12 protein-coding genes are annotated in these 14805 nt (G+C 73.3%); 9 read left to right on the top strand and 3 right to left on the bottom strand.

Annotated elements, in window-relative coordinates:
- Positions 1 to 50: 50 nt before the first annotated feature.
- Positions 51 to 488 (bottom strand): DUF3052 domain-containing protein, encoded by a 438-nt coding sequence (locus ACWGJO_RS37730; RefSeq protein ID WP_359913037.1) that lies wholly within the window; start codon positions 486 to 488, stop codon positions 51 to 53.
- Between the two features lie 516 nt (positions 489 to 1004).
- Here ACWGJO_RS37730 and aceE point away from each other — a divergent pair.
- Complete coding sequence (gene aceE / locus ACWGJO_RS37725) at positions 1005 to 3755, top strand: pyruvate dehydrogenase (acetyl-transferring), homodimeric type (RefSeq protein WP_452190166.1); 2751 nt, start codon at positions 1005 to 1007, stop codon at positions 3753 to 3755.
- Positions 3756 to 3969: 214 nt separating this feature from the next.
- On the opposite strand, the gene ACWGJO_RS37720 is transcribed toward aceE, so the two are convergent.
- A complete protein-coding gene (locus ACWGJO_RS37720) occupies positions 3970 to 5568 on the bottom strand; it encodes an MFS transporter (protein WP_452190165.1) in 1599 nt (532 codons plus the stop codon).
- A gap of 217 nt (positions 5569 to 5785) precedes the next feature.
- On the opposite strand from ACWGJO_RS37720, the gene ACWGJO_RS37715 reads away from it, so the two are divergent.
- The 7 genes from ACWGJO_RS37715 (at position 5786) to ACWGJO_RS37685 (ending at position 13064) form a co-directional block, all read left to right on the top strand.
- Positions 5786 to 6472: a TetR/AcrR family transcriptional regulator gene (locus tag ACWGJO_RS37715; protein ID WP_452190164.1), complete on the top strand. Its 687-nt coding sequence runs from the start codon at positions 5786 to 5788 to the stop codon at positions 6470 to 6472.
- 127 nt (positions 6473 to 6599) lie between these two features.
- Positions 6600 to 7913: a sensor histidine kinase gene (locus tag ACWGJO_RS37710; protein ID WP_452190163.1), complete on the top strand. Its 1314-nt coding sequence runs from the start codon at positions 6600 to 6602 to the stop codon at positions 7911 to 7913.
- Positions 7910 to 8584: a response regulator transcription factor gene (locus ACWGJO_RS37705; RefSeq protein WP_359913052.1), complete on the top strand. Its 675-nt coding sequence runs from the start codon at positions 7910 to 7912 to the stop codon at positions 8582 to 8584. The genes ACWGJO_RS37710 and ACWGJO_RS37705 overlap by 4 nt, the downstream gene beginning before the upstream one ends.
- Positions 8585 to 8733: 149 nt before the next feature.
- A complete protein-coding gene (locus ACWGJO_RS37700) occupies positions 8734 to 9858 on the top strand; it encodes an alpha/beta hydrolase (protein ID WP_452190162.1) in 1125 nt (374 codons plus the stop codon).
- 26 nt (positions 9859 to 9884) lie between these two features.
- Complete coding sequence (locus tag ACWGJO_RS37695) at positions 9885 to 11189, top strand: acyltransferase family protein (RefSeq protein ID WP_452190161.1); 1305 nt, start codon at positions 9885 to 9887, stop codon at positions 11187 to 11189.
- Positions 11190 to 11302: 113 nt separating this feature from the next.
- Positions 11303 to 11638 carry an MmcQ/YjbR family DNA-binding protein gene (locus ACWGJO_RS37690; protein ID WP_452190160.1) on the top strand — a complete coding sequence of 112 codons (336 nt, stop codon included), beginning with the start codon at positions 11303 to 11305 and terminating at the stop codon, positions 11636 to 11638.
- 211 nt (positions 11639 to 11849) lie between these two features.
- The gene (locus tag ACWGJO_RS37685; protein ID WP_452190159.1) at positions 11850 to 13064 is read left to right on the top strand and encodes an alpha/beta hydrolase; all 1215 of its coding nucleotides are present in this window, start codon (positions 11850 to 11852) and stop codon (positions 13062 to 13064) included.
- A 19-nt stretch (positions 13065 to 13083) separates the two neighbouring features.
- Here ACWGJO_RS37685 and ACWGJO_RS37680 read toward each other — a convergent pair whose 3' ends face one another.
- Complete coding sequence (locus tag ACWGJO_RS37680; RefSeq protein ID WP_452190158.1) at positions 13084 to 14076, bottom strand: helix-turn-helix transcriptional regulator; 993 nt, start codon at positions 14074 to 14076, stop codon at positions 13084 to 13086.
- A gap of 101 nt (positions 14077 to 14177) precedes the next feature.
- On the opposite strand from ACWGJO_RS37680, the gene ACWGJO_RS37675 reads away from it, so the two are divergent.
- The gene (locus ACWGJO_RS37675) at positions 14178 to 14756 is read left to right on the top strand and encodes a TIGR03086 family metal-binding protein (RefSeq protein WP_452190157.1); all 579 of its coding nucleotides are present in this window, start codon (positions 14178 to 14180) and stop codon (positions 14754 to 14756) included.
- The last annotated feature ends 49 nt before the right edge of the window (positions 14757 to 14805 follow it).

Below are 14805 nucleotides of genomic sequence, written 5' to 3'. Positions count from 1 at the left end.
GCCGGAGGGATTCCTCCGGCGGGGCCCGCCGCATGTGGTTCAGAGCCCGCTCAGCGCTTGGCGCCCTTCGCCGTGGACTTGGTCGCGAGCCTGGTGGCCGCCCAGTCCTTGACGATGTTGATCGAGCTGGTCTGGGAGAGGCCCGCGGTCTTGGCCGCGTCGCTGATGTCGGAGGCCTCGATGTGGCCGTCCCGCCCGGTCTTGGGCGTCATCAGCCAGATCAGGCCGCCTTCAGCGAGGTACTCCAGCGCGTCGACGAGGGCGTCGGTGAGGTCCCCGTCGTCGTCGCGGTGCCACAGCAGAACGGCGTCGGCGACGTCGTCGTAGTCCTCGTCGACGAGATCCGTCCCGATGAGCTCCTCGATTCCCTCGCGGAGTTCCTGGTCAGTGTCGTCGTCGTACCCCAGCTCCTGGATGATCTGGCCCTCTTCGAAGCCGAGACGGGTCGCCGGGTTGGACTTGTCCGCGGGGTCCGCGGTCGCGCTCACGGGAATAACCTCCAGTATTCGGCCCGGCATCCATGCCGAGGCTGTGGCCGTAGTCCACACGGGCGCGGCGGTTCGCGCAAGTACCCGACCCCCGATCCCCTCCAAAGGTTGACGTGTCGCAGGGGGACACGCCGCGCGACGTGGCGGGAATCACACCGATTTGCCCTTTTCTGCATGGTCCAAGGATGCTTCGGGTGGTCCCGGCCCACAGGCCGTACGCACGCCCGAGATGCGAACGGCATTCGGGTCCGCGCGTGCGCGGGCGTAGAGTCTCCTGTTGGCCCTCACCCCGGCCGCCCGCCATCGGGCGGACGGGACACCAGGTCGGACCACCTCTTTTCGTAACACCCGGGGGTGTGCGGAGCGGACGAAGACGCCCGCACCGTACGCCGCCAGACCGGGCCGCCCGCCGGGCGGACCGGTTACCGATCGGTAGAGATGACGGATCTCCGAACGCGGTAGCACGATGGAGGCGGCGCGACACACCTCAGTTTCGACCGACAGTGAAGGAACAGCGTGGCTTCCGGATCCGATCGCAACCCGATCATCATTGGCGGCCTTCCGAGTCAGGTCCCGGACTTCGATCCCGAGGAGACCGCGGAATGGCTGGAGTCGCTCGATGCGGCCATCGACGAGCGGGGGCGTGAGCGTGCCCGTTACCTGATGCTGCGGCTGATCGAGCGCGCCCGCGAGAAGCGTGTCGCCGTGCCCGAGATGCGCAGCACGGACTACGTCAACACCATCGCGACCAAGGACGAACCGTTCTTCCCCGGCAACGAGGAGATCGAGCGGAAGATCCTCAACGCGACCCGGTGGAACGCGGCCGTCATGGTCTCCCGGGCGCAGCGCCCGGGCATCGGCGTCGGTGGCCACATCGCCACCTTCGCCTCCTCCGCGTCTCTGTACGACGTCGGCTTCAACTACTTCTTCCGCGGCAAGGACGGCGAGGGAGAGTCCGGCGACCAGGTCTTCTTCCAGGGCCACGCCTCCCCCGGCATCTACGCCCGCGCCTTCCTGCTGGACCGGCTCACCGAGCAGCAGCTCGACGCGTTCCGCCAGGAGAAGTCGAAGGCCCCGTACGGCCTCTCCAGCTACCCGCACCCGCGGCTGATGCCGGACTTCTGGGAGTTCCCGACCGTCTCGATGGGCCTCGGCCCGCTCGGCGCGATCTACCAGGCCCGGATGAACCGCTACCTGGAGCACCGCGGGATCAAGGACACCTCCGACTCGCAGGTCTACGCCTTCCTCGGCGACGGCGAGATGGACGAGCCCGAGTCGCTCGGCCAGCTGTCGCTGGCCGCCCGCGAGGGCCTGGACAACCTGACCTTCGTGGTCAACTGCAACCTGCAGCGCCTGGACGGCCCGGTCCGCGGCAACGGCAAGATCATCCAGGAGCTGGAGTCCCAGTTCCGGGGCGCCGGCTGGAACGTGATCAAGCTGGTCTGGGACCGCAGCTGGGACCCGCTGCTCGCGCAGGACCGCGACGGCGTCCTGGTCAACAAGCTGAACACCACGGTGGACGGCCAGTTCCAGACCTATGCCACCGAGACCGGCCAGTACATCCGCGAGCACTTCTTCGGCGGCGACCTGCGCCTGCGCGCCATGGTCGAGAACATGACCGACCAGCAGATCCAGCACCTGGGTCGCGGCGGCCACGACCACAAGAAGATCTACGCGGCGTTCAAGGCGGCCCGCGAGCACAAGGGCCAGCCGACGGTCATCCTCGCCCAGACGGTCAAGGGCTGGACGCTGGGCCCCAACTTCGAGGGCCGCAACGCCACTCACCAGATGAAGAAGCTGACGGTCGAGGACCTGAAGCGCTTCCGCGACCGGCTGCACCTGCCGATCACCGACAAGCAGCTCGAGGAGGGCTACCCGCCCTACTACCACCCGGGCCGCGACTCGGAGGAGATCCAGTACATGCACGACCGCCGGGAGGAGCTGGGCGGCTACGTGCCGACCCGCAAGGTCCGCCCGCGGAAGCTGGAGCTGCCCGGCGACGACGCGTACAAGGCGGTCAAGAAGGGTTCCGGCAACCAGACCATCGCCACCACCATGGCGTTCGTCCGGGTGCTCAAGGACCTCATGCGGGACAAGGGCATCGGCAACCGCTTCGTGCCGATCGCGCCGGACGAGTACCGCACCTTCGGCATGGACTCGCTCTTCCCGTCGGCGAAGATCTACAACCCGCTCGGCCAGACCTACGAGTCGGTCGACCGGGACCTTCTCCTCGCCTACAAGGAGTCGCCGACCGGCCAGATGCTGCACGACGGCATCTCCGAGGCGGGCTGCACCGCCTCGCTGATCGCCGCCGGCTCCTCCTACGCCACCCACGGCGAGCCGCTGATCCCGGTGTACGTCTTCTACTCGATGTTCGGGTTCCAGCGCACCGGCGACCAGTTCTGGCAGATGGCCGACCAGCTGGCCCGCGGCTTCGTGATCGGCGCCACCGCCGGCCGCACCACGCTGACCGGTGAGGGCCTGCAGCACGCCGACGGCCACTCGCACCTGCTGGCCTCGACCAACCCGGGTGTCGTCGCGTACGACCCGGCGTACGGCTTCGAGATCGCGCACATCGTCCAGGACGGTCTGCGGCGGATGTACGGCTCCAGCGCCGAGCACCCGCACGGCGAGGACGTGTTCTACTACATGACCGTCTACAACGAGCCGATCAAGATGCCGGCCGAGCCCGAGAACGTGGACGTCGAGGGCATCCTCAAGGGTCTGCACAGGTACGCGCCGGGCACCGCCGGCCAGATCCCGGCCCAGATCCTCGCCTCCGGCGTGGCCGTGCCGTGGGCCCTGGAGGCCCAGCGCATCCTCGCCGAGGAGTGGAACGTCAAGGCCGATGTCTGGTCCGCGACCTCCTGGAACGAGCTGCGCCGCGACGCGGTGGAGGCCGAGGAGTTCAACCTGCTGCACCCCGAGGAGCAGCAGCGCGTGCCGTACGTCACCCAGAAGCTCCAGGGCGCCGAGGGCCCGGTCGTCGCGGTGTCCGACTGGATGCGCGCGGTGCCGGACCAGATCGCCCGCTGGGTGCCGGGTCAGTACCAGTCGCTGGGCGCCGACGGCTTCGGCTTCGCCGACACCCGTGGCGCGGCCCGTCGCTTCTTCCACATCGACGCGCAGTCGGTCGTCCTGGGGGTGCTCACCGAGCTCGCCAAGCAGGGCAAGATCGACCGCTCGGCGCTGAAGGACGCGATCGACCGCTACCAGCTGCTGGACGTGGCCGCGGCCGACCCGGGTGCCGCCGGCGGCGAGGCCTGATCAGCCCGTAGGCACTGAGGGGCCGGACTCCCGTCGGGGGGTCCGGCCCTTCGGCGTTCGCCGTGGCGCGGCCCTCCGTTCGGTCCCCGGCCCGGCCCTCGGCCCGCCGCCCGGACCGGCCCGCCGGTGGCCCTCGGGGAACGCCGCGGCCCACGGCAGCAGCACGACGGCCCCGGACTCCGAGGAGTCCGGGGCCGTGGCGCGGCGGGGCCGGTCAGATGTGCACGGCCGGGCCCGCGTCGGTGGCGCCGCGGCGGGTGAGCAGGCCGAGCACGGCGGCGCCGAAGGCCACCACGGCGGCCACCGCGAAGGCCAGCGACATGCCGCTCACGAAGGACTCGTGGACGGCGCCGGCCATCGCGTCCACCGCCTGCTGCGGGGTGCCGGCCGGGGCCGGCGGGGCGATGCCCAGCTGGGCGGCCTGCTTGAGGCCCTCGCCCGCCGCGCCATCCACCGGCGGCAGGCCGGCCTTGGCCCAGTTGCCCGGCAGGACGTCGCCGACCTTGGCGGCCATCAGCGCGCCCAGTACCGCGGTGCCGAGGCTGCCGCCGACCTGCATCGCGGCCTGCTGGAGGCCGCCGGCCACGCCGGACAGCTCCAGCGGGGCGTTGCCGACGATCACCTCGGTGGCGCCGACCATGACCGGGCTGATGCCCAGGCCCATCAGGACGAACCAGAGCGACATCACGCCGTTGCCGGAGCCGGTGTCCAGGGTGGACATGCCGAACATCGCGGTGGTGGTGATCAGCATGCCGGCCACGATCGGGATGCGCGGGCCCAGCTTGCCGATCGCCAGGCCGGCCAGCGGCGAGCCGATGATCATCATCCCGGTCATCGGCAGCAGGTGGACGCCGGCCTCGACCGGCTTCATCCCGTGCACGTTCTGGAGGTAGAAGGTCACGAAGAAGATCGCGCCGAAGAACGCGAAGGCCATCAGCACCATCAGCAGGACGCCCGCCGACAGCGGCACCGAGCGGAACAGGCCGAGCGGGATCAGCGGCTCGCGGGCCTTGCCCTGCCAGAGCGCGAACAGCACCATCAGCAGCACCGCGCCGCCCAGGAAGAGCAGCGTCCGGGCGTCGCCCCAGCCCCACTCGGGGGCCTTGATGATGCCGAAGACCAGCGCGAACATCCCCACCGAGAGCAGCGCGATGCCGGGCAGGTCGAAGGACTTGGCGGCGTTCTCGGCCCGGACGTCCCTGAGGATCCACACGCCCAGTGCCAGCGCGACCAGGCCGACCGGGATGTTGATGAAGAACACCGACTCCCAGTTGACGTGCTCGACCAGCAGGCCGCCGACGATCGGTCCGGCCGCGGTGGAGGCGCCGATCACGCCGCCCCAGATGCCGATCGCCATGTTGAGCTTCTCGGCCGGGAAGGCCCCGCGCAGCAGGCCCAGCGCGGCCGGCTGGAGCAGCGCGCCGAACAGGCCCTGGAGCACCCGGAAGGCGATCACGGTCTGGATGTTGCCGGCGAAGCCGATCGCGGCCGAGGTGACGGCGAAGCCCGCCGCGCCGACCAGGAAGGTGGTCTTGTGGCCGAAGCGGTCACCGATCTTGCCGGCGGTGATCAGGAAGACCGCCAGGGCCAGCAGGTAGCCGCTGGTGACCCACTGGATCTCGGAGGGCGCCGCGTGCAGCTTCTCCTGGATCACCGGGTTGGCGATGGCGACGATCGTGCCGTCCAGCGCGACCATCATGACGCCGACCGCGACGGTCAGCAGGGTCAGCCAGGGGTGTCCCTTGAGACCGCCCCCCGACGGTGGGTTCGGCGGTGCGTCCGCCTCGGAGTTCTTCACGACGGACTGACTCATCTGGGCCCTCCGGGGGCGTGGCTCGGTGCGGGACATGGTCGTGGCGCCCCGGCCCACCCGTCCCCACAGGTGCCCCGGCCCGACGGGCGCCACCCCGGCAGATTATGTCAGCCTCTGACATTCGGCAAACAGTGACTTCTGACGATCACTGCCATTTGTCAGAGCGCTAAAGTTGTGGTCCCACCCGTCACACCCAGCGCTCCGGAAGGCCCCCGCCATGGCCGCTCACACCCCCCGCACCACCGGCACCCCGGCGGGCCCCGAACGCGCGCCGGGCCTGCGCGAGCGCAAGAAGCAGCAGACCCGCTACGCCCTGATCCAGGCCGCCCACCTGCTCTTCCTCAGGCAGGGCTTCGCCCACACGACCGTCGACGAGATCGCCTCCGCCGTCGACGTCTCCCAGCGCACCTTCTTCCGCTACTTCGCCAACAAGGACGAGGTCGCACTCGCCGTGATGGCCGTGGCCGAGGACTACTTCATCGAGTGCCTGCGCCACCGCCCGGCCGAGGAGGCCCCGCTCCAGGCCCTGCGCGCCGCGATCGTCAAGGCCTGGCGCGACCTCGGCAGCGAGGAGTCCGCCGGCCCCGGTTCGATCCACAGCGCCCTGGAGCTCATGCGGATGATCGAGGAGACGCCCCCGCTGCTCGCCGCCCACCTGCGCCGGGTCACCGAACAGGAGCGCCTGGTGGTCCAGGTGCTCGCCGAACGCGAGGGCCTGGACCCCGCCGAGGACCTGCGCCCCGCCGTGCTCGCCGCCGTCTTCGGCAGCCTGCTGCGCTCGGCCCACCTGTCCTGGAGCGCCGAGCACGCACCGGCGGGCCCCGAGGGCATGGTCGCGGTGATCGAACGCTACTTCGACCAGCTCGGCCCGGCCCTGGCCGGCCACTGGCGCAGCCCCGCGTAACACCCGGCGCCGCACCCGCGTAGCACCCGGGTCATACCGGGGTATCACCCGGTACCCCGGTAGCCCCGCGGAAGTTCGCGCTCCAGTGCGACGACCCACGCGGCCCGCCCTCCTAGGCTGGCCCACGATGAAGACGCCCACCAAAGCCGACACCCGCACGTTCGCACTGCGCCAACTGCGCGCCCTGCGGCACCACCTGACCACCCCGAGCAAGGACGAGACCCCACTGCTCGGCGACTCCCGGCGGCGCTGGGTGCGCCGACTGCCGTACATCGTCGTGATAGCCCTGCAGGGCTCGCTGATCCCCACCGGGATCGCCAACCTGGTCAGCTTCTACGACCTGGTGCTGCCGGTGGCCGCCGCGCTCACCATCGCCCAGACCACACCGCTGTTCCTCGCCGTCACCCGGCCGCTGACCGCCTGGTGGATCAGCGCCGCCGCCATGGTCACCACCGCCGCCATCACCGCCCGCCACCACCAGCTGATGGGCAGTTGGCCGTGGACGGCCCCGATGATCATCGCCTACGTCTTCCTGCTGCTCGCCCTCGCGCTGCGGGAGAGCCGGGCCACCGTGGTCTCGGTCTGGGTGGCCACCGTGCTGCTCACCGCGCTCACCACCACCCTCGGCCTGCCCCGCTCCGGCGACGGCACCACCGTGCTGCTGATCGCACTCAGCGGCGCCGCGCTGCTGCTCGGCTGGGCCGTCCGGGACCGCGCCGTGGCCCGCCGGCTGCTCACCGAGCAGGAGCACATCAGCGAGGCCGAACGCGAACGCCGCACCCTGCTGGAGGAACGCGCCCGGATCGCACGGGAGTTGCACGACGTGGTGGCGCACCACATGTCGGTCATCGCGGTGCAGGCGGCCAGCGCGCCGTACCGGATCACCGGGGTGCCGGACGCGGCCGCCGAGGAGTTCGGCGCGATAGCCGGCACCGCCCGCGAGTCGCTGGCCGAGATGCGCCGGCTGCTCGGCGTGCTGCGCAGCGAGGAGTCCGGCGGGGAGAAGGCACCGCAGCCCGGGGTCGGCCAACTCGCCCAGCTGGTCGAGACGGTGGGCCGGGCCGGGGTGCCGGCCGAGCTGACGGTGGAGCCGGACCTGGTGGACCTGGTGCCGCAGGCCGTCGGCCTGTCCACGTACCGGATCGTGCAGGAGGCGCTGGCCAACGTGGTGCGGCACGCCCCCGGCGCGCGGACCTGGGTGTCGCTGACCGCGGACGGCCCGGCGCTGCTGGTGACGGTGGTCAACGCGCCCCCGCCGGAGCGCACCGAGTCACTGGAGGCCTCGGTCGAGGGCACCGGGCAGGGGCTGGTCGGAATGCGTGAACGCGTCCGGCTGGTCGATGGCAGGCTGGACACCGGCCCGCTGCCGGACGGCGGCTTCAAGGTGGCCGCCGTCCTGCCCCTCGACCTTCCAGACACCCCCCGGGAGACCACCGCATGACCATCCGCGTGATCATCGTCGACGACCAGGCCATGGTGCGTGCGGGCTTCGCGGCCCTGCTCAACGCCCAGAGCGACATCGACGTGGTGGGGGACGCGGCGGACGGCGCCCAGGCCCTGGAGGTCAACGGCCGCACCCACCCGGACCTGGTGCTGATGGACGTCCGGATGCCCGTCATGGACGGCCTGGAGGCGGCCCGGCGGCTGCTCGACCCGGCCGTGCCGGGCGCCCACCGGCCCAAGGTGCTGATGCTGACCACCTTCGACGTGGACGACTACGTGTACGAGGCGCTGCGCGCCGGGGCCAGCGGCTTCCTGCTCAAGGACGCCCCGCCGGCCGACCTGATCGCCGCGGTCCGGGTGGTCGCGGCCGGCGAGGCGCTCCTCGCCCCGTCGGTGACCCGCCGGCTGATCGAGGACTTCGCCCGCACCCGCCCGGCCAAGCGCCACGACCCCAAGGTGCGGCTCAACGGCCTGACCCCGCGCGAGACCGAAGTGCTGGAGCTGATCGCCCGCGGCCTGTCCAACCAGGAGATAGCCGCCAAGCTGGTGCTCGCCGAGCAGACCGTCAAGACGCACATCGGGCGCATCCTCGCCAAGCTCGGCCTGCGCGACCGCGCCCAGGCGGTCGTCCTGGCCTACGAGTCCGGCCTGGTGACCCCCGGTCAGTAGGGGCAGCCGTTCGCCCCCTTCTGATACCCGGGTAGCACCCGGGAGTTGGCCCCGCGGTGTGACGTCCGCGGGGCCGTCGCGTTCCTACCTTCCTCCCCATCGGACGCCGAACGGATTCGGCGGCCGAACGGACGAGGGAGGGCAAGGACATGCGCAGGTTTCGGGCCGGACGGGCGATCGCCGCCACCGCGGTGGCACTGGCGGTCGTACTCGGCGCGGGCGGCTGGGCCGCCGACACCCAGACCCCGGTCACCGGCCCGCCGCCCGGCAGCGCCGCCTGGACGGCCGACTCCTCGCTCGGCCGGCGGCTGCCCGATCCGGCCACCACCACCCCGGCCGGCGTCGCCGCGTTCTTCGCCGAGCTGCCCCCTGCCGCGCAGGACGCCCTGGCCGTCCGGCACCCGCTGGTGGTCGGCAACCTGGACGGCGCCCCGGTCGCCCTCCGCTACCGCGCCAACGCCCTGGCCCTGACCGCCGAGCGAACCCGCGAACTCGCCCGGGCCACCGACCCCGCCCTCACCCCGCAGGACCACGAGGCCGCCCGCACCCGCGCCGAGCGCTACCGCACCCTGCTGGACGGCGGCCGGCGGATCCTCGCCTTCGACCCGCGCGGCCGCGGCCAGGTCGCCGAGGTGTTCGGCGACCTCGCCACCGCCCCGCGCACCGCCGTCATCGTCCCCGGCTCGGACATCGACCTGCTCCGCTTCGACCGCACGTCCGGCCCGTACGGCACCCCCGCCGGCATGGCCCGCGCGCTGCTGGACGCCACCGACGGGCGGACCGCCGTGATCGCCTGGGCCGGCTACACCACCCCGCTCGGCCTCGGCCCGGACGCCGCCACCGAGGACCTGGCCCGGGCCGGAGCCCCCCGCCTCACCCGGCTGCTCGACGGACTCGCCGTCACCACCCGCCCGCAGGCCCCGCCCACCGTGTTCTGCCACAGCTACGGCTCGGTCGTCTGCGGCCTGGCCCGCCCCACCCCCGCGCAGGCCTCCGGCGTGGTGGTGCTCGGCTCGCCCGGCATGGGCATCGGCTCGGCCGCCGACCTCGACCCGGGCGTCCCGCTCTGGGCCACCGCCCGCAACGACTCCGACTGGATCGGCGACGTGCCCAACGTCCGGCTGTTCGGCCTCGGCCACGGCGCCGACCCGACCGCCCCCGGCTTCGGCGCCCGCCCGCTGCCCGCCACCGGATCCCACGGCCACGACGGCTACTTCGCCCCCGGCACCGCCTCCCTCGCCGCCTACGCCGCCGTCGCGCTCGGCCGCGCCTGACCGCCCGCACCGGAAGGAGCACCACCATGGCCAGCACCCTCACCCCACGGCCCCGCACCGCGCAGCCCCGCACCCCCCGGCCCCGCACCCCCCGGCCCCGCACCCCCCGGCCGCTCACCGCGCTGCGCCGCGCCGCCGCGCGGGTCGACGCGAAGACCCCGGCCCACCGCGACCGCGCCCTGGACGGGCTGCGCGCCCTCGCCCTGCTGTCCGTCCCGATCGGCCACTGGATGCTCGGCGGCCTCACCCTCTCCCCCGACGGCGCCCTGCACAACGCCAGCCCGCTCTCCTCGCTCGGCTTCCTCGCCCCGGCCAGCTGGGTGCTGCAGATGCTCGGGGTGTTCTTCCTGGTCGGCGGTCACTCCTCGGTCCGCTCGCTGGAGCGGGCCCGGGAGAAGGGCCTGTCCTACGGGAGTTGGATGCGCGGCCGGACGGTCCGGCTGCTGCGCCCGGTGCTCGGGGTGACGGCGGTGTGGGCGCTGCTGATCCCGCTGCTGCCCCGGCTCGGCGTGCCCGCGGACACCCTGCGCACCGGTGCCACCCTGGTGGCGCAGCCGCTCTGGTACATCGGGGTGTATCTGGCGCTGACCGCGCTCACCCCGCTCTGCGTGGCCTTCGGGCGGCGGTTCGGCGGCTGGTCGGCGGCCCTGCTGGTGGCCTCGGTCGCGACCGTCGACCTGCTGCGGTACGGGCCGTGGGCCGACGCGACGCCGGGCTGGCTCAGCCTGCTGAACCTGCTGCCGGGCTGGATGTTCGGCTACCAACTGGGCGTGCTGTGGGCGCAGGGCCGGCTCGGCCGGTCGGCGGCCCGGGTACTGCTGTTCGGCGGCGCCGCGCTGTTCGCGGTCCTGCTGGTGGTGTTCCACTACCCGGCCAGCATGGTCGGCGTCCCGGGTGTGGAGCGGACCAACTCGCACCCGCCGTCCCTGCTGGTGCTCGCGCTGGCCGCGGTGCAGTGCGGCGCCGCGGTGCTGCTGCGGGAGCGGCTGGGCCGGCTGCTGAGCCGCCGTCCGCTGCTCTGGCTGCCGGTGGTGGCGGTCAACCTGTCGGCGATGACGATCTTCTGCTGGCACCAGAGCGCGATGCTCGCCGTGGCGGTGCCCGGCGCGGCCGGCCTGGGCGCCGTCCCCGGGCTGACCACCGCACCGGACTCGCTCGGCTGGGCGGCCGCCCGGCTGGCCCTGCTCCCGCTGTTCGGCGCCGCCCTGGTGGCGATCGGCTGGTTCACCCGCCGGTTCGACGGCCCGTGGACGGCCTTCTCGCGGGGCGGCAAGGCGGTGGCCGGCGCCGCGGCGGCGCTCTTCGCCGCGTACGCGCTGGGCGTGGTGTGACGGCCCACCGGGTGCGGGCCGCTCCGGGCGGAGCACAGCATGCGACAGGGGCGCGGACCGATCGGTCCGCGCCCCTGCGGCGCGCTGTCGGTGTCCTGCCCTACCCTGCCGCCATGGTGACGTTCGACGAGTTCCGCACGATGGCGCTGGCCCTGCCGGAAGCCGCCCAGGAGCCGACCTGGGACATCGAGACGCTGCGGGTCCGCGGCCGGATCTTCGCGATGGGCGCGCCCGACGGGGACCGGGTCACCGTCAAGGCCTCCCCCGAGGAGCAGGCCGAACTGCTCGCCGCCGAACCCGAGGTGTTCTCCTCCGCCCCGTACGTCGGACGGCACGGCTGGGTGAGCGTCCGGCTGGACCTGGTGGACCGGGACGAGCTGCACGACCTCGTCACCGAGGCCTGGCGGCGGACGGCGCCGAAGCGCCTGGTGCGCGAGTTCGACGCCTGAGCGCGACCCTGTCGAACGGCCGCGCGGGCCACCGTCCGAACCACTGGGAGACGTCGCGCGGACACCCCGGGTTCATGTGATCCATCCCACAGTTTAGGCGTTCCCGTCCTCCCTCCGGGCCCCCTAGGCTTGCGCAGGGAAGTCAGCAGAGCCATCGCACCCTCCGGGCACCGCCCGCGAAACGGTGACGGGCCCCAAGGGAGTTGGTGCGGTGCGCAACCGTCGGCGCTGGAAGCGGGTACTGATCGGGGCGTTCGCCGGCTGCGCGGTGCTCGCCGACGCCGGAGGCGCCGCCGCCGCGGCCGCGGTCTCCTCCGAACAGCTGGCGATCTCCACGCCTCCGGCCGGCAGCGCCGCCTGGGTCCAGGACCACTCCTTCGGCCACTCCCTGCCCGACCCGGCCACCACCACCCCGGCCGCCGCCGCGGCGTTCTTCGCCTCGCTCGCGCCCACCGAACTGGACCGGCTGATCCAGCAGTACCCGCTGGTCGTCGGCAACTACGACGGCGCCCCGCTGGACCTGCGCTACCGCGCCAACAGGATCGCCCTGGCCGCCGAGCGCGACCGGGCCCTGGTCCGCGCCGCCGACCGCGAACTGGACTCCGACACCCGCGCGCTGGCCGTCTCCCGCGCCAACGACGTCGAGCACCTGCTCGCCCCCGGCCGGCAGGTCCTGGCCTTCGACCCGCGCGGCCGCGGCCTGGTCAGCGAGGTGTGGGGCGACCTCGCCGACGCCGAGCGGATCTCCGTGCTCGTCCCCGGCTCGGACGCCGACCTCGGCCACCACGACCAGGCCGCCGAGCCGCTGCGCTCCCCGGCCGGCATGGCCCGGGCCCTCTACACCGAGGAGCGGCGCCAGGCGCCGAACACCCGGACCGCCGTGATCTCCTGGACCGGCTACGTCACCCCCTCCGGCCTCGGCCCGGACGCCGCCACCTCCCGGCTCGCCGACGTCGCCGCCCCCCGGCTGGAGCGGCTGCTCTCGGGTCTGAAGGAGACCACCCGGCCGGACGCGCCGCCGTCGCTGCTCTGCCACTCGTACGGCTCGGTGGTCTGCGGCACCGCCGCCCCGGAGATCCCGCGCGCGGCGGCCTCGCCGTCCGACACCTCCGGCATCACCGACCTGGTGGTCTTCGGCAGCCCCGGCATGGGCGTGCAGAGCACCACCGAACTGGGCGCCGGCGTGCACGTCTGGGCCACCCGCAACCCCAGCGACTGGATCGGCAACGTGCCGTTCCTGGAGGTCGGCGGGCTCGGCCACGGCGCCGACCCGACGGCGAGCGGCTTCGGCTCCGAGCAGATCTCCTCGGCCCGCGCGGCCGGCCACAACGGCTACTTCACCGAGGGCACCGACAGCCTGCGCAACTTCGCGGCGATCTCGCTCGGCCGCTACCAGGACGTGGTCCGGGCCAACCCCGGCTCCTGAGGCCCGCCCCCCGGGGGGCTCAGGACGGCTGGTCCTGGTACAGCCGCAGGGCCTCCGCCGCCGCCCTGGCCAGCTCGCGCCGGGCGGCCGGCGGGACCAGCACCTCGACGTCCGCGCCGAAGGCCAGCAGCGACCGGACGGCCGCCGGGGCCGGGAAGGCCATCGCCACCTCGGCCCACTCCTCGGGCGGCCCGGCACCCGCCTCCGGCGGCGGCGCGGTGACCCGGCCCCCGTGGATGCGCAGGAACATGTCCAGCCGTCCGCGCCGGACCCGCACCCGCACCGGCAGGTCCTTCGGCAGCCGCTCCACCTGCTCGCGCAGCACCGCCCAGACGTCGCCGAGGCCGACCCCGGCCCGGCGCCGCACCGTCTCCTCGGTGGTGTCGGCGGCCAGCACCCGGTCGGCCCGGAACAGCCGTGGCTCACCGTGCAGATCGGCCACCAGGTACCAGACCGCCGCCTTGCTCACCAGCCCGTACGGGTCGACGGTGTACTCCACCGGCGAGGGCGTGCCGCCGTGCCGGTAGCGCAGCCGCAGCCGCCGGTCGGCGAAGACGGCGTACTGCAGCTCGCCCAGGTCCGGCCCGGCGGCGGGGCCGACCGCGCCGGGGGTCTGCATCCAGCGGGCCGGGTCGACCAGGATCCGCTCGCTGATCCGCTCGGCGGCCGGCCGGTGCGGGGCCGGCAGCGCCGCCATCACCTTGCGCAGCGCCGAACCGAGTGCCCCGTCCAGCCCGAGGTCGCTGTGCGCGCCCTGGGCGGAGAGCACGAACAGCGCCCTGGCCTCGTCCGCGGTCAGGCCCGTGACGTCGGTACGGTAGCCGGGCAGCAGGCCGATGCCGCCGTGCCGCCCGCGCTCGGTGAACACCGGCACCCCGGCGGCGGAGAGCGACTCGACGTCGCGGTAGATGGTGCGGACGGACACCTCCAGCCGCTCGGCGAGTTCGGTGGCGGACACCCGGCCGCGGGTCTGGAGCAGCAGCAGGATCGAGAGCAGGCGGTCGGCCTTCATGCCCCAAGAATCCCAGTAATCCTGACGGCAGTTGTCAGGTTTTACTGGGAAATTGCGTTCCGAGCCCGAAAGACCACCCGACACCAGGGAGTTGAGCGCCGATGACCGCCGTCCAGGATGCCCGCCCGCAGTACCTGACCGCCCTCGACCAGCTGGAGAAGCTGTTCGCCACGATCACCCCGGCCGACCTCGACCGGTCCACCCCCTGCACCGAGTTCACCCTGCGTCAGCTGCTGAACCACGTGGTCGGCGGCATCCACCGGTTCGCGTACATGGGCGAGGGCGGCCGGGCCGAGGACGTCGTGGCCGCCGTCGAGGACCCCTCGGACGAGGGCTGGCCGGCCGCGCTGGGCCGGGCCCGCGCCCGGGTCACCGCCGCCTGGGCGGACGACGCCAAGCTCGGCCGCCCGACCGTCGCCCCCTGGGGCGAGGTGCCCGGCGCGGCGGCCGTGGGCGGCTACCTGATGGAGCTGGTGACCCACTCCGGGGACATCGCCGCGAGCCTCGGCAACGGCTTCGCCCTGGACGACGACCTGGCACGGACCGCGCTGGCCGTCGCCGAGTTCGTGCTGCCGGCCGAACAGCGGGTGCCGGGTGTCCCGTTCGCCGCCGTCCGGCCGGTCGCCGAGGACGCCGACGTGCACACCCGGCTGGCCGCCTGGATGGGCCGGACGGTCTGAACCCGGCACCGGCCCGGCGGCCCGGGGGGAGCCCGCGCCGGCGCCCCCC

This window comes from Kitasatospora sp. NPDC054795, assembly GCF_053611565.1.
Note: the sequence above shows the minus strand (reverse complement) of the source record. Positions and strands in the feature narration are given on the sequence as shown.

Bases quoted from the DNA above. Each gene is read 5' to 3' on its own strand.
- ACWGJO_RS37720 (WP_452190165.1), bottom strand. From the start codon at position 5,568: ATGAGTCAGTCCGTCGTGAAGAACTCCGAGGCGGACGCACCGCCGAAC.
- ACWGJO_RS37715 (WP_452190164.1), top strand. From the start codon at position 5,786: ATGGCCGCTCACACCCCCCGCACCACCGGCACCCCGGCGGGCCCCGAA.
- ACWGJO_RS37710 (WP_452190163.1), top strand. From the start codon at position 6,600: ATGAAGACGCCCACCAAAGCCGACACCCGCACGTTCGCACTGCGCCAA.
- ACWGJO_RS37705 (WP_359913052.1), top strand. From the start codon at position 7,910: ATGACCATCCGCGTGATCATCGTCGACGACCAGGCCATGGTGCGTGCG.
- ACWGJO_RS37700 (WP_452190162.1), top strand. From the start codon at position 8,734: ATGCGCAGGTTTCGGGCCGGACGGGCGATCGCCGCCACCGCGGTGGCA.
- ACWGJO_RS37695 (WP_452190161.1), top strand. From the start codon at position 9,885: ATGGCCAGCACCCTCACCCCACGGCCCCGCACCGCGCAGCCCCGCACC.
- ACWGJO_RS37690 (WP_452190160.1), top strand. From the start codon at position 11,303: ATGGTGACGTTCGACGAGTTCCGCACGATGGCGCTGGCCCTGCCGGAA.
- ACWGJO_RS37680 (WP_452190158.1), bottom strand. From the start codon at position 14,076: ATGAAGGCCGACCGCCTGCTCTCGATCCTGCTGCTGCTCCAGACCCGC.
- ACWGJO_RS37675 (WP_452190157.1), top strand. From the start codon at position 14,178: ATGACCGCCGTCCAGGATGCCCGCCCGCAGTACCTGACCGCCCTCGAC.